The organism is Marinobacter sp. MBR-105 (genome assembly GCF_053628895.1).
On record NZ_JBRJHG010000003.1, the window covers coordinates 234,249 to 247,886 of the forward strand.

Sequence of the window (13,638 nt, forward strand, 5' to 3'; positions counted from 1 at the left end):
CCATGCCGGCCTACGAATACAAAGCTCTGGATGCCAGAGGCAAGCAGAAACAGGGCGTGCTGGAAGCCGACGCGCCCAGAGCGGTGCGCCAGCAACTCAGGGAAAAGGGGCTGACCCCGCTGGCAGTGGAAGCGGCCGTAGAAAAACAGGCCCGTAGCAACCCACTGAGCAGCCGCGGTTCTCTGAGCGCAGCCGATCTCGCCCTGGTCACCCGGCAGCTGGCCACGCTCATCCAGTCCGGGATTCCGGTCGAGCAGGCACTGAGTGCGGCCGCCCAGCAATCCACCAAGCCGCGGATTCGCAGCATGCTGATTGCTATCCGCGCCAAGGTGATGGAAGGCTACACACTGGCGGACAGCTTCGGTGAATTCCCCAAGGCCTTTCCCCGGCTCTACCGCTCCACGGTCGCGGCCGGTGAACATGCCGGGCATCTGGACCTGGTGCTGAACCGGCTGGCGGACTACACGGAAAGCCGCCAGGAAGCCCGCCAGAAGATTCAGTTGGCTGCGATTTACCCGATTATCCTGAGTGTCGTAGCTATTGCCATTGTGGTGTTCCTGCTCACCTATGTGGTGCCCGACATTATCGAAGTCTTTCTCAAGCAGGGGCAGGAGCTGCCCGCGCTGACGGTAGCTATGCTCTCGGTGTCGGAATTTCTCGGCAGTTTCGGAGTCTACCTTCTAGTGTTGCTGGTGGTGGCGATCATCGGGTTCCGTTTCGCGTTGACCAAGCCGGCGGTGCGTCTGAAGTTTCACAAGCGGCTACTTCACCTGCCGCTGTTTGCAGGCATGGTACGAGGCGTGAATACGGCTCGCTACGCCAGTACCCTGAGCATTCTGACCACCAGTGGTGTACCACTGGTTGAAGCCATGCGCATTGCCGGGGAGGTGCTTTCCAACGATTACCTCCGGCAGGAACTGCGGGAGGCTGCCCGGAAGGTCAGTGAAGGGGGATCGTTGCACCGTTCACTGGACCAGACCGGTTACTTCCCGCCAATGATGCTGCATATGATTGCCAGTGGCGAGGCCAGTGGCGAGCTGGACAGTATGCTTGAACGCACGGCCCGCATGCAGGAAAACACCCTGCAATCCAAGATCGCCGCTATTGTGGGATTGTTTGAACCCATGATGCTGCTGTTCATGGGGGCGGTGGTGCTGATTATTGTTCTGGCGATCATGCTGCCGATTCTGAACATGAGCAACCTGGTGGGATGATGGCCCGCCGTCGGGCCAGCAAGGAAGCCAGAAAACTTTTCTGAAAGCGACGAGAAACAACGGACCCAAGATGAGTGAAACTATGAGCATGAACCAACCGAAAGCGCTGGCCCGGACCAAGGGCTTCACCCTGATCGAAATCATGGTAGTGATGGTCATTCTCGGCCTGTTGGTGGCAATTGTGGCGCCCAACATCATGGGGCGCAGTGATCAGGCCAAAGTAACGGTGGCCGAAACCCAGATCAGTAACATCGCCAACGCACTGGACCTGTATCGCCTGGACAACAGCCATTATCCCTCTACCCAGCAGGGCCTTGAAGCACTGGTCAACAAGCCCAGCGGCAGCCCTGAGCCGAAGAACTGGAACCCGGATGGCTACCTGAAAAATGTTCCCGAAGACCCCTGGGGTAACAACTACCAGTATGTCAGCCCTGGTGTAGACGGGCCGTACGATCTGTATTCCTATGGTTCTGACGGCCAGGAAGGCGGGGATGGCGATGCCGCTGATATCAGTGTCTGGGACAGCGGGAACTGATTGATTGTGGGCCGCAGGGCTGACCAAAACGGCTTTACGCTGATCGAGATTCTGGTAGTCCTGATCATCGTCGGACTGCTGGCGGCACTGGCGGTGTTCAATATGGCCGGCAGCTCCCAGCAGCGCGAGCTGGAAAGCCAGGTTCGGGAGCTCTACCTCCTGATGCAAACGGCACAGGAACAGGCGGTTCTCAATAACCTGGAAATGGGCTTGCTGCTGGAAGAAGACGGTTATCGGTTCGTGGCGTTTCAGGATAAGACAGGCGAGTGGAAATCCTCAGGTGAGCGCATATTCCACAAGAGAACCCTCCCGGAATGGTTGACCGTTACCCAGTATATCGAAAGTGACGCTCCGCGACTGGCCTCGGCCGAGGATCGGCTCAGGCCAGACGTGGTGTTCTTCTCCAGTGGTGAAACCACACCGTTTGAAATCGAATTCACCCTGGGCCGGGACACTGACCTGATGCACGTGGTTGCTTCAGATGGCGTCTCGCCGTTGGAATGGCGCAAACCTGGTTCCGGGGATGAGTCATGAGTCGGCCTCAGCGTGGTTTCACCCTGATTGAAGTCCTCGTCGCATTGCTTGTGTTCGGTCTGATTGCAACGGCCGCCGCCGAAGTGGGCGGGAATTACATCACCAGTTTTGAGCGCATACGTGACAAGACGCTGGCAGGCTGGGTGGCGGAAAACCGGATTAACGAACTACGGCTTCAGGATGAGCTGCCAGGGATTTCGGAGAATTCGGAAGATACCGACTTCGGAAATTTCCGCTGGCGGGTCACCACCGTTGTTGAGGCTACGGCAGAGCCCACGATGCGGCGGATTGAGGTAACCGTAGCCAAATACTCCGGGGCGCAATCAGAACCGTTTGCCGTTCATACCCTGGCTGCCTTCCTGGGAGAAACCTGATGGGCATGCCCGCGCGCAAGGTCAGGTTAGCCGGGGAGTCCGGTTTTACGCTGATGGAGGTACTGATTGCCGTCACTATCACAGCCGTGATCGGGCTGGGTGTTTGGCAGGTGGTGAGCAGTGTAATGAACTCCCGGGACCGGGTGGATGAGGTTGCCCAGGCGTTCGACGGCTTGCAGAAAACCATGTTGCTGCTGGAACGTGACATCACCCAGATCATCAACCGGCCCGCCCGGGATGTTTATGGTGATTATTCACCGTCCTTAACCTCAAGGGATGATGCGTTTGCGTTGATGCTGACCCGCCAGGGTTGGCGCAATCCGCTTGGTCTCCGGCGTAGCGGTCTGCAGCGCGTCGGCTGGGAATATACCGGAACTGAACTGCGCCGTCGGTATTGGCCTGTGGTGGATCAGGGGCAGGAAGACGAAAGCCTGGACATTCTGATGCTGGACGAGGTTCTGGAGTTTGAAATCCGGTTTCTGGATGAGAACGGTAACTGGCAGGAGCAATGGCCGGAAGATGACGCTTTGGCGCAGATGACGCCGGGTACCCGACCCGACATCTCCTTGCCTCGTGGGATTGAGATTACACTGGAACATGAACGCTTTGGTGAGTTAGTCCGCACATTCAGCTTGCCGGATTTTGAACCGTCGCAGGCCCAGGCGGTGATCAATCAGCAACAGGAGACTCAGACCGAGTCGGAAGATGACGCGGCTGAAGACGGATCTGGCCAGGCCGCGGGCGGGGTGACCGGCAATGATTAAGTTTGCCGGGAGCAGGCAGCAGGGCGTCGCCCTGATCATGGTGCTGTTGGCGATGGCCCTGGTGGTGTTGATGGCATCGGGCATGACCCGCCAGCAAAGCCTGCGGGTGTTCAAGGCTGGCCATTACCTGGCCCAGCAACAAGGCCAGAGTATTGCTCTGGGTGCCGAGGAATTTGCCAAGCGTATTCTGGTTCGGGACTACGAAGAGGATAAGGAAAACAGTGTGATGGTCGACAGTCCGGATGAGTTCTGGGCCATGCACGCTGCCATTCTGCCTCTGGACGACAGTGGTGTTGCCGAGGTCCAGATCGATGATCTTGGAGGCAGAATCAACCTGAACGATCTGGTTACCGCGAGCGGAGAAGTGGACCCCATCACCAAAGACCGGCTCACCCGGTTATTTCGTGCTCTGGGTATCACTGGCCTCACCGTAGACCCGCTCATTGACTGGATGGACGCCGACGACCAGGCCATCAGCGCTTATGGTGCCGAAGACGGCCAGTATCTGATGGCAGACCCTCCGTATCGCACTGGCAACCAGCCCTTTGTTTCCATTACCGAGTTGCGTCTGATTGAGGGCATGACCGAGGAAATCTATGCTGCGCTGCGGCCTCATCTGGTGGCGCTGCCAGTCTCCGGCGTCGGCATTAACGTGAATACCGCGACGGCCCAGGTTCTGATGAGTCTGCACGAGGATATGAATGAGGCTCAGGCGGAATCGATTATTGCCAAGCGCGAAGAAGAACGATTCGAAAACCTTCAGGATTTCCTGGCACTGCCGGAGTTCTCGGGGATGGGGCTGAAAGCCAACGGGTTAACGCTTCAGACCCGTTTTTTTGAAGTTGTCTCACGGATTACCTACGATAATCGTGTCGTCAATATGGTCAGCACCGTGTATAGAAACCCGGAGGGCGAAGTCCGGACGGTTCACAGGGATACCGGGCAGAAGAATCGCATTACCAAGGAACCTTACACTTTCTCAGAAGGATAACCATGTCTTACCGCCTTTTTGTCCGGCCGGTGCCTCCGTATGCGGACCCGGACCAGAGCCCCGATGCCCAGCTGTTCAGCTGGGTGCTCCAGGATGCCAGTGGCGATGCTCAGGCCAGAGGCACGGCTGATACACGGGAGCATATCGAGCAAACGCTGGCACAGAATGCGCTGGAGAAAGTGCTGCTGATCGGACTGATTCCCGGTGATGAGGCGGTTTTCTGTCTGGCGGATATACCGGCGAAACAGACCCGTTTTATTCAGCAGGCCTTGCCGTATGCCGTTGAGGAGCAGATAGCCCAGGACATTGACTCGGTTCATCTCGCGCTGGGGCCGCACACGCCTGAGGGCTACCGGGTTGCTGCCATCGATCGCGAGCAGATGGCTCGCTGGCGCCAACTGTTTTCTGGCTGGTACCACGCCCGTCTGGAGGCCGTCTATCCAGACGCTTCACTGTTGCCAGCGGCGGAATCCGGATGGGTCATCTGCCTGGATGCAGAGTCGGCACTTCTGCAGAGCCAGCGGGGAGAGTGGCTGCGCATGCAGGCAGATAATCTTCCGCTGCTTGCAGTGACACTTGCTGCGCCTTCGTCTGACGAAGTGGTGGCCGAAATTCCGGTGCAGCTATATGGCACCGAGGCAGATCTGGACGCGAGCCAGGCCCTGGTGAGTGAGCTTTCGGGAACCACCGGTCTTCTTCGTATCGAAAAGAAGCCGTTGGAATTTTCGGTAACCGAGTTCCTGGCCTGGTCGTACCACCATCACTTGAGCCAGCCCATTAATCTGTGCCAGGGGGCGTTCGCGTTCAAGGCGGAGGGCAGCAGCCCCCTGAAACCCTGGAAGCCGCTTATCGCCGTGGCATCACTCTGGTTCGTGATCCAGATGGGGCTGGAGATCGGTATGGGAATCTACCAGCAGCAGCAGGCGGAGCAGCTTGAAAGCCAGGCTATGGCGGTTTACCGGAATGCCTTTCCCTCGGACCGCCGAACCCATGCCGGAAACGTACGACGTGTTATCGAAGGCCAGTTACGGGTTGCTGGCTCCCAGGGCCCTGACGTGGATTTTATCACCCTGATGAAATACACCGGCGATCAGTACGGCCGCCTGCAGAATCCCGGAGCTGTTACCTTTAACTCGATTAACTACAGCCGGAGCCGGGGCGAACTCGTGGTGGATATCCGGGCCGACAGTTATGATCGGTTAAGCCGTCTGCGTAACGGACTCGCCAGCGAAGGGCTGCAGGCCCAGATCGGTTCCGTGGTCAACGAATCCAGCGGCGCCCGAGGCCGCCTCACGGTTTCAGGAGGATAAGCCCATGTGGTCACGCATCAAGGATCAACCGGCCGTGGGCAAACTGATTGCTCGCTATGATCAGTTACCCACCCGCGACCGTCAGGCATTGACTGCTCTGGGTATAGCCCTGTTGCTGGCATTGATTTATCTGCTGATCTGGCAGCCGGTGACTCAGTTTCATGACCGGGCTGCCTCGAGTCGTGAGAATGCCGCAGAACTCCTGGCCTGGATGCGGGCCAACGAGACGACCATTCAGCGCCTGGGCTCGGCTGGTGGCGCAGCGACAACTGCGGCAGGGGCTGACAAGCCTGAAGACGGGCGGGCATTGATGGCCCTGGTGACTCGTTCAGCCGGAGAGGCGGGGCTTTCTTTGCAACGCTTCGAGCCCAGCGGTGAGGGTGCCATCCGGGTCTGGCTTGAAAACGCCGCCTACGCTGATGTGGCAGCCTGGCTTGAGCGTTTGCACAGTAATCATGGCGTGGTGATTGACCAGGCCGCACTTGATCGGGGCAATGGGCCCGGGCAGGTATCCGTGAGGCTTACGCTGGCGATCTGACCGGCAAGCGTGACCCCACACTAGCGAGGGAGCAACACGATGGCAGACAACAACAATAATGCTGAAGCTGTTCTGGTTCGCCTGGACGAGACGGCACGAAACGAGGCCCAGTCGGTGCTTTTTCATGCCTATCGGGAGGAGCCGACATTCCAGTACCTGTTCGATCACCGGAAACCCGGTTACAGCCAGAGGGTGAGGGCGACCATCCGGGAATTGATCGACCTTTATCTGGAGCTGAATCAGGATGCCATCGGTGTGATGGTGGACGAAACACTGGTTGCTGTTGCGTTTGTGGGTGAGCCGGAACTCAGGCTGAATCTGGCAGACCAGCTTGGCTGGCGGGTGCGTATGGTTCTGACGGCGGGCTTTTCATCTACGCGCCGGTATCTGGAGTATCATCGCAGGATTCGCGACCTTTTGCCGCAGAGGCAGGCGCATCAGTTGCCGTTGATGGGAGTCAACCCAAAATACCAGCACAAGGGGTATGGTCGGATGTTGCTGCAGGCAGTGGAGCGCCTGTGTGAGGAAAACCCCCGGGGCAGTGGATTGGTGCTCGATACCGGGAACAGCCGTTACCTGCCGTTTTATGAATCCGAGGGGTTCCGAAGCCTGGGCAAGATCCGGCTTGGTGATTTTGAAGACCACGTGTTGTTCCGGGAAGTGCTCGCAGACGATGATCAGTCGAGTGAGCCCCGGCAACAGCAATCTTGAAGTAAACAGGAGAAACAGTGTCTGAGAGCCATGATTTTGATCTGATCGTTATCGGGGCCGGTTCCGGCGGTGTCCGGCTCGCCCGCATGTCGGCCCAGCGCGGTGCCCGGGTGGCGGTGGTGGAATCCCGTTACCTGGGAGGAACCTGCGTTAACGTGGGTTGTGTTCCGAAAAAACTCTTTGTCTATGGAGCGCACGTCAGGGAAGAGCTCGAAGATGCACACGGATATGGCTGGTCTGTGCCAACAGACGATGTCTCGTTTGACTGGCCAACGCTGGTCGCCAACAAGAATGCCGAGATAGAGCGCTTGAATGGCATTTATGGCCGATTGCTCGAGAATGCCGGCGTCACCATCATTGAGGGTACGGCCAGTCTCCGCGACCCTCACACGGTGATCGTTGGTGATAGAGCTTTTTCGGCAGCGCACATCACAGTTGCCACGGGCAGCTGGCCAGTGGTTCCGGATGTTCCCGGCAAGGAATTTCTGCTCACCTCCAATGAGATGTTTTACCTGCCACAGTTACCGCGCCACGCCGTTGTCTGGGGCGGTGGTTACATTGCCGTCGAGTTCGCCGGCATTCTCGCGGGTCTTGGTGTGGAGACCACGCTGCTGTACCGGGGCGAGCTGTTCCTGCGAGGGTTTGACGAGGATATCCGCAAGTTCACGGAACAGGAGATGCGCAAGAAAGGCGTGGATCTCCGGTTCAATGTCACGATTGAATCTGTCGAGCAGTTGAATGCTCACTACCAGGTGAATCTGAGCGATGGCAGCAGCATGGAGACCGGGCTGGTTATGGCTGCGACAGGTCGCCGCGCGCTCGTAGACGGACTCGGGCTGACCGATCTGGGAGTGGAACTCAATGCTTCGGGTCATGTTGAGGTGAACGATCATTTCCAGACGGCGGTACCGTCCATCTCCGCCCTTGGTGATGTCATCGGAACGCCGCAGCTAACGCCGGTTGCGCTGGCGCAGGCCATGGTGCTGTCCCGGCGGCTGTTTGGTGATGGCCAGGGTGATATGGACTACAGCGCAATACCGACCGCTGTCTTCTGTCAGCCTAATATCGGAACGGTCGGGTTGACCGAGAAAGAAGCGCGGGACGCGGGGCATTCGCTGCGGATTTACCGTTCCGAGTTTCGCCCCATGAAGTACACCCTGAGCGGCCGTGATGAGCGCTGTCTGATGAAGCTGATTGTGGATGATAGTTCAGACAAGGTTCTGGGCGCCCATATGGTTGGGCCCGATGCCGGTGAAATCATCCAGGGACTGGCGGTGGCTATTAAAGCCGGTGCCACCAAGGCCCAGTTTGACGCTACGATGGGCATTCACCCGACATCCGCTGAAGAGTTTGTCACCATGCGAGAGCCGGTGGCCTGACAGGGTGGATAGCGCCGGAGTGAAAAACCTGCCAACTCCGGCGCTCGTTGTTACACGCGAATCCAGCGAGAGAGTACCTCCCGGAGCGTATCCCTGCGCACGGGCTTGGTTAGATAGTCGTTCATACCTGCTTCTTTGCAGGCTTTCTCAGTATCCTCAGACACATCTGCGGTCAGTGCGATAATGGGTACGCCGCTCTGACCATTTCCCTGTTCCCAGTCGCGGATCATGCGGGTGGCATCATAGCCATCCATCACTGGCATCTGGCAGTCCATCAGAATGACATCATAACCTTCGTGGTCATTTTTGATCCGTCTAACAGCATCGGTGCCATTGGTCACGCATTCGGTCTGGAACCCGAACTTCCGCAACAGCGCTTCCGTTACTTTCTGGTTCACCAGATTATCCTCGACCACGAGGGCCCGGGCGGTACCGGTGACCTGTTCCCGTGGCTCATCGGTTGGAGGGTTCTGATAGGCTAGTTCGAATGGCAGCTCGAACCGGAATGAGGACCCCTGGCCGATGTCGGACTCCACCTGCACATGCCCGCCCATCAATTCGACCAGGCGCTGAACCAGCGACAGCCCGAGCCCTGTGCCACCGTGAGCCCGGTTATCGCCGGTGTCGAGCTGCTCAAAGCTGTTGAAGACACTTTGCAGTCGTTCCGCAGGAATACCAGAGCCTGAATCCTTAACCGAGCATTGGACGAGTACGCAGTGGTTTTCAAGCTCAAGCCAGTTCACCCGGATACCGACGAACCCTTCGCTGGTGAACTTCAGTGAGTTGTCGATCAGCCCGGCAAGGATCTGTCTCACTCGCGGCGCATCCCCCAGCACGGCAGGATGCCGTGGCCATTCACCGAGGAATTGGAGATCCAGGCTCAGCCCCTGCTTTTCTGCGGCGTGACGGTATGAGGCGACGCAATTGGTGAACAGGCTCTGAAGATCGAAGGCCCGTTGGTCCAATACCAGATTGCCATTGTCCATTCTGGCGTAGTCCAGGATATCGGAGATCACGGTCAGCAGGTCTTCCGTGGATTGCCGCGCCGTGGTCAGGTAGTCGCTCTGACGCTTGGTCAACGGCTCTTCATGAATCAGGTCAACCATGCCGAGCACGCCGTTCAGAGGAGTCCGAAGTTCGTGACTCATGGTAGCGAGAAACTCTGACTTGGCCTGGCTGGCGTGTTCCGCTTTCTCCCGGGCACTTTCAGAAATCGCCAGTGTCTGGTCTCGGGCAGATCGAAGTTGTTCCAGGTGAACTGCGAGTTCGTTCAATTGTTGCTGTATCTCCGCAATTTCCCGGGCACTGCCCTTGCTCGAGACCGGTTGCGTGGTGTAGTCACCAACAATCAGCTTGCCAACGCGGCTGGATAGTTGTCGCATGGGCTGAAGGATATTGTTCAGGAAATGGTTTGCCAGCAGCAGGCTGAACACCAGCAAGGCAAAGCCCACGGTCAGTGAGCTCCAGAGAATATCCTGCCTTCGGGTTTCCAGAACGTCGGGGTTCACCCCGACTTGCACCAGTCCTACCCGAAGCGATCCGGAATTGAAGTTCCAGCCGCCGGTAAACCAGTCACCCGCTCCTCCGGAACCGATCTCCAGCGGTTCCTGAAGAATCTCGGCCTCATAGATGTCGAAGATCCTGGTTGCTGTGTGTTCCGATTCAACACCTCGGCTGACAAAACCGAGCTCTTCACCAACAACGTCGGTCACGCGAATCCAGTCTGCTTTGCTGCGTTTCAGGGACTGCCCGAGGACCTGCTCCAGAGCCGTTGAGTTACCGGAGACCACGGCATACTCAAGTGCTGGGGCGAGGCTGTCAGCAAGCATCTGACTGCTCTGGGCCAGGTCCAGACGGGCATCTTCGAGACGGGCTGAGGTAAAGAAAACCATCAATGCCACAAAAATCACAACCGCGGGCAGGGCGCCAAGCAGGAGAAGACGCCGCGAGAGCGACATGCCGGGAGTGTTGGCTGTGGTGTTCATTGGCCTGCCTCCTGGTTGTTCTCGCTAATCATGTTTTGTACCGCCTGGGCAATCCACTCCCGTTCTGGCAGCGGGATGTTCAGGGATCGCGCAACCTGCTGGTTTACTTCAACCCGATATTCGTCAGGGTAGGTTGGCGCCGGGAAGGTGCCTGAGTCGAAATAGGTTGTCAGGTGACTGGCTGCAAGCTCAGCCATCTCAATGAATGGCGCATAACTGGAGGCGAGGGCGCCGGCCTTGACATAGGCCTGGCTCGGGCCGATCAGGATCTTGTTCCTGCGATAGGCGGTCAGCAGAATGTGTTTGATATTGCGTGGGTTGTAAATGGCATCATCCTGCCCGGCAAGCAGAAAATCACCGAAGCTGAGGGCTCGAATCAGGCTTGGGATAAGTTGATCCTCGGTATCGGCAATAAAGACCTTGGCTTCCAGGCCGTAGGGTGCCAGTTGATCGATGAGGGGTTCGTAAAGTTCTACGCTTTCGGTCGTGGCAAGTAAGGCGACGCGGGTTGCCTGGGGCAGGATGACCTTGCCCGTCAAGGCTTGCCGTAATAAGGGCGCATCGTAATAGACGGCAGACACCTGGCCGGAAAAGCGTGTGGTATAACCCTCGATGAAATCCTTATCAACCAGTAATGCCAAAACCGGAAGATCCCTGTTGGCCTGGCGCACCCGTGAGAATGCGGCAGGCCCTATTGCGATCACAGGTTCATTCTCGAGAACAGCGAGCTGGCTTTCGATCAGTGGCTCCAGTGTGACCTGGTCGCCAAGCTGTTCTGTCAGCAGGCGGGCAACATGGTCATCCAGAGCGGCATTTCCAGATCCGGCGATATAGGCTGATCTGGTCCCCGATTCCTGGCCCAGGGCGAGACCAGAATCAACGAACAACAAAGCCATCAGCCAGACCAACATAGAGGTGACTCTGGCAAGTCTGGATGTACGGCCCGTTGTAACGTTACCGTTTGCGTTGAGCATCGTCTGACAGTTGGTCCATTCCATTGACTGTTTAGTTTCCTGCCCTGCACACCGTCAAAAGCGAATACCGGCTTCAACAAAAAACTGATTATGATCTTCGATGTTGTTGTCTGAGCTTAGCTCAGGTTCCCGGTTCAGGTAATGTTGCATGGATAGCGCGATTTCAGCCGTATAACGGGGCTGGAATATCTGTTTCACCAACCGGGTATCAAAGCGCTCAAACCGGGTGTTGAATTCGTCGGCCCAGTAAAATGCACCAGACCACTTAAAGCCTGCGGGAAGATCCTGAATAACCGCCAGGCTGCCCGAGTGCCGGACAGACATCCGCTCCAGCAGTTCGGTCATGTAGCGCTGCTCGTTTTCGTTTACCGTGCCGTCAGATTCCAGAATCGGCGCGCCGGTATACCAGGTCTCCTGATCAAGATAGCCGTAGCTTGCTCGAAGCAGGGTGCCGGGAAAATCGAGGCTGGCCTCTATCTCAAAACCCTTCTGGTCAACGGCCACGTTGTTTTCCAGCGTCCATTCCTTGAGCTGGATAACGCCACTGATCATGTCTCTGAGCTCATCGCGAAAGCCTCTGACTTCCAGCGAGAACAGCGCTTGATCCAGAGGAAACTGCCCGAAGTAGCTGATTTCGTGCGAGGTAATGGTCTCCTCCTCAAGATCGTTACCCAGTGTGAGGATACCTGTTTCCTGGGCGGCGTCCTCAATGGTGACGCGGCGACCTTCAAGGTCAGAATAGATTGCCGGTCTGACATTACGTAGGGTGTATCCCCAGTCAGGGCTTTGTTCAAATCCATCAGGCGTTCTGACAGCCTGGGAGAACACAAACCTCAGGGCATGGTTATTGTTTACCACGAAGTTTGCGGCTGCGCGGGGAGAGAAATAGCTGTCGCCTGTGGTGCTGGTTCGCTCCCAGTTGCCGCCGGCATTAAAGGTGACCCATTGCCAGGGACTGTATTCCAGGTTGCCGAACAAGCGGGACTGATAGTTGTTTCCGCGCCCGTTGAAGTAGGTTTCTGAACGGAAGATATCTTTACGGAAACCCGCGCCGGAAACCAGTTTCAGGCGGTCGCTGACAATCAGCGTATCCTGAGCTTCCAGTTCAATCCGGGTATCTTCGGAATCTGCATCCACTACTGCAAAAGCGTCGGGACCGCCCTGGGATATGAAACAGCGCCGTTCCCGCCCGCCGGCCGTGTACGTGTACTCGTACAATGGAGTGTTGTTTCGGAGGCATTCCACCGTGCTGTCCGGGAAACTGATGGCATATTCCTGGCGCCGGTCAAAGTTCTCAACGCTGGCCTGCAAGTGGATGAAATGCTCGCTTGAGAAACTATGGTTGAGCTTGCTTTGCAGATAGTAGTCCCGCACGTCGATGTCCGGATGGTCCAGCGGATTGAGTTCGCCGCTTTTGTCCTTGTCCTGGTATTTGGTGCCATCGACCACGCCGCCCTGAAGTTCCAGGTTAGTCCCCGGCGTAAATGTCAGTCGAGAATCGTAGATAAAAGAGTTGATGTCGTGGCCATCATTGAACGGGAAACGTTCATCGTCATCGATCTGATAATCAAATCCGTCGAACTTGCGTTTCTCGAAACTCAGGCGCCAGTCGTAGCTCGAATCCGCATTTCCGGTGGAGGCAAAAGTGCGCAGGTAGCCCCTGGAGCCACTGGTGACCGTCGTTTCCAGGTTGGCGCTGTCCGCAGGATCCCGAGTAATGATGTTGATAGTGCCCAGAAATGCATTGATACCATAGGCGGCCGAATTCGGTCCTCTGGCTACCTCAATGCGCTCGATCAGCTCGAGGGGCACAGGCATGGTTTCCCAGTCCATGTCGGACAGAGTGGCCCGGTGAGCCGTCCGGCCGTCTACCAGAACCTGCATTCTCCGCTGTTCGTAGTGGACTGTGCCGTGGTAGGTAACTACGGGTTGATGGCTGCCAACAAAGTTCACCACCATGCCTGGCACCAGGCGGAAGACTTCATACAGGCTTCTGATACCCAGATCCCGAATCAGGTCTCCGGCAATCACCGTCGTACTGCCGGGTACTCGGGTTTTGGGCTGCCGCAGTCTGGTGGTGGTCAGCACTTCCGGTATCGTGGCGTTCAAGCCGGGAATACTGTCCTCGAAACCGGAATCGAGAGTTTGTGCGGTGCCGGGTAATGCCGTCCCGCTCAGCGCTGCAGAGAGGGAAACCGACAGCCATATGCGTCCTTGCAAGCGATGAAGAGAGCGTTGCTTTGCAAACCGGTAATTCGTAATGGCCATGTGTGTCGTTCTATAATTTGCCGAGATGAAAATATTGTTATGGTTCTCAACTAATCCTAAG

General features: G+C 57.1%; 13 protein-coding genes. 10 read left to right on the forward strand and 3 right to left on the reverse strand.

Going from position 1 to position 13,638, the window contains the following annotated elements; genetic code table 11:
- Positions 1-2 precede the first annotated feature (2 nt).
- From gspF to gorA, 10 genes are all read left to right on the forward strand, one after another.
- Positions 3-1,214: a type II secretion system inner membrane protein GspF gene (gspF, locus tag ACSSVV_RS05785; RefSeq protein WP_014421648.1), complete on the forward strand. Its 1,212-nt coding sequence runs from the start codon at positions 3-5 to the stop codon at positions 1,212-1,214.
- 88 nt (positions 1,215-1,302) lie between these two features.
- Positions 1,303-1,749: a type II secretion system major pseudopilin GspG gene (gene gspG / locus ACSSVV_RS05790; RefSeq protein ID WP_031210904.1), complete on the forward strand. Its 447-nt coding sequence runs from the start codon at positions 1,303-1,305 to the stop codon at positions 1,747-1,749.
- A gap of 6 nt (positions 1,750-1,755) precedes the next feature.
- The gene (gene gspH, locus ACSSVV_RS05795) at positions 1,756-2,283 is read left to right on the forward strand and encodes a type II secretion system minor pseudopilin GspH (protein WP_014421646.1); all 528 of its coding nucleotides are present in this window, start codon (positions 1,756-1,758) and stop codon (positions 2,281-2,283) included.
- Positions 2,280-2,657, forward strand: a complete 378-nt coding sequence (gspI, locus tag ACSSVV_RS05800; protein ID WP_011784845.1) for a type II secretion system minor pseudopilin GspI — start codon at positions 2,280-2,282, stop codon at positions 2,655-2,657. The genes gspH and gspI overlap by 4 nt, the downstream gene beginning before the upstream one ends.
- On the forward strand, positions 2,657-3,421 hold the full coding sequence (gene gspJ, locus ACSSVV_RS05805; protein ID WP_014421645.1) for a type II secretion system minor pseudopilin GspJ: 765 nt from the start codon (positions 2,657-2,659) through the stop codon (positions 3,419-3,421). Before gspI ends, gspJ begins: the two co-directional genes overlap by 1 nt.
- On the forward strand, positions 3,414-4,412 hold the full coding sequence (gene gspK / locus ACSSVV_RS05810) for a type II secretion system minor pseudopilin GspK (RefSeq protein WP_014421644.1): 999 nt from the start codon (positions 3,414-3,416) through the stop codon (positions 4,410-4,412). Before gspJ ends, gspK begins: the two co-directional genes overlap by 8 nt.
- A gap of 2 nt (positions 4,413-4,414) precedes the next feature.
- Positions 4,415-5,722: a type II secretion system protein GspL gene (gene gspL, locus ACSSVV_RS05815; RefSeq protein ID WP_014421643.1), complete on the forward strand. Its 1,308-nt coding sequence runs from the start codon at positions 4,415-4,417 to the stop codon at positions 5,720-5,722.
- 4 nt (positions 5,723-5,726) lie between these two features.
- The gene (gspM, locus tag ACSSVV_RS05820) at positions 5,727-6,260 is read left to right on the forward strand and encodes a type II secretion system protein GspM (protein WP_011784849.1); all 534 of its coding nucleotides are present in this window, start codon (positions 5,727-5,729) and stop codon (positions 6,258-6,260) included.
- A 39-nt stretch (positions 6,261-6,299) separates the two neighbouring features.
- A complete protein-coding gene (locus tag ACSSVV_RS05825; RefSeq protein WP_023010224.1) occupies positions 6,300-6,971 on the forward strand; it encodes a GNAT family N-acetyltransferase in 672 nt (223 codons plus the stop codon).
- A 17-nt stretch (positions 6,972-6,988) separates the two neighbouring features.
- The gene (gene gorA, locus ACSSVV_RS05830) at positions 6,989-8,350 is read left to right on the forward strand and encodes a glutathione-disulfide reductase (protein ID WP_023010225.1); all 1,362 of its coding nucleotides are present in this window, start codon (positions 6,989-6,991) and stop codon (positions 8,348-8,350) included.
- A gap of 50 nt (positions 8,351-8,400) precedes the next feature.
- Here gorA and ACSSVV_RS05835 read toward each other — a convergent pair whose 3' ends face one another.
- The 3 genes from ACSSVV_RS05835 to ACSSVV_RS05845 all read right to left on the reverse strand — a co-directional run bounded on the left by ACSSVV_RS05835 (position 8,401) and on the right by ACSSVV_RS05845 (position 13,577).
- Entirely contained in the window at positions 8,401-10,335 is a 1,935-nt protein-coding gene (locus ACSSVV_RS05835; protein ID WP_023010226.1) for an ATP-binding protein, read from the reverse strand.
- A complete protein-coding gene (locus ACSSVV_RS05840; protein ID WP_228224704.1) occupies positions 10,332-11,246 on the reverse strand; it encodes an ABC transporter substrate-binding protein in 915 nt (304 codons plus the stop codon). Before ACSSVV_RS05840 ends, ACSSVV_RS05835 begins: the two co-directional genes overlap by 4 nt.
- 117 nt (positions 11,247-11,363) lie before the next feature.
- Positions 11,364-13,577 carry a TonB-dependent receptor plug domain-containing protein gene (locus tag ACSSVV_RS05845; protein ID WP_023010228.1) on the reverse strand — a complete coding sequence of 738 codons (2,214 nt, stop codon included), beginning with the start codon at positions 13,575-13,577 and terminating at the stop codon, positions 11,364-11,366.
- Positions 13,578-13,638 lie beyond the last annotated feature (61 nt).

Bases quoted from the DNA above. Each gene is read 5' to 3' on its own strand.
- gspF (WP_014421648.1), top strand. From the start codon at position 3: ATGCCGGCCTACGAATACAAAGCTCTGGATGCCAGAGGCAAGCAGAAA.
- gspG (WP_031210904.1), top strand. From the start codon at position 1,303: ATGAACCAACCGAAAGCGCTGGCCCGGACCAAGGGCTTCACCCTGATC.
- gspI (WP_011784845.1), top strand. From the start codon at position 2,280: ATGAGTCGGCCTCAGCGTGGTTTCACCCTGATTGAAGTCCTCGTCGCA.
- gspJ (WP_014421645.1), top strand. From the start codon at position 2,657: ATGGGCATGCCCGCGCGCAAGGTCAGGTTAGCCGGGGAGTCCGGTTTT.
- gspK (WP_014421644.1), top strand. From the start codon at position 3,414: ATGATTAAGTTTGCCGGGAGCAGGCAGCAGGGCGTCGCCCTGATCATG.
- gspL (WP_014421643.1), top strand. From the start codon at position 4,415: ATGTCTTACCGCCTTTTTGTCCGGCCGGTGCCTCCGTATGCGGACCCG.
- gspM (WP_011784849.1), top strand. From the start codon at position 5,727: ATGTGGTCACGCATCAAGGATCAACCGGCCGTGGGCAAACTGATTGCT.
- ACSSVV_RS05825 (WP_023010224.1), top strand. From the start codon at position 6,300: ATGGCAGACAACAACAATAATGCTGAAGCTGTTCTGGTTCGCCTGGAC.
- ACSSVV_RS05835 (WP_023010226.1), bottom strand. From the start codon at position 10,335: ATGAACACCACAGCCAACACTCCCGGCATGTCGCTCTCGCGGCGTCTT.
- ACSSVV_RS05840 (WP_228224704.1), bottom strand. From the start codon at position 11,246: ATGTTGGTCTGGCTGATGGCTTTGTTGTTCGTTGATTCTGGTCTCGCC.
- ACSSVV_RS05845 (WP_023010228.1), bottom strand. From the start codon at position 13,577: ATGGCCATTACGAATTACCGGTTTGCAAAGCAACGCTCTCTTCATCGC.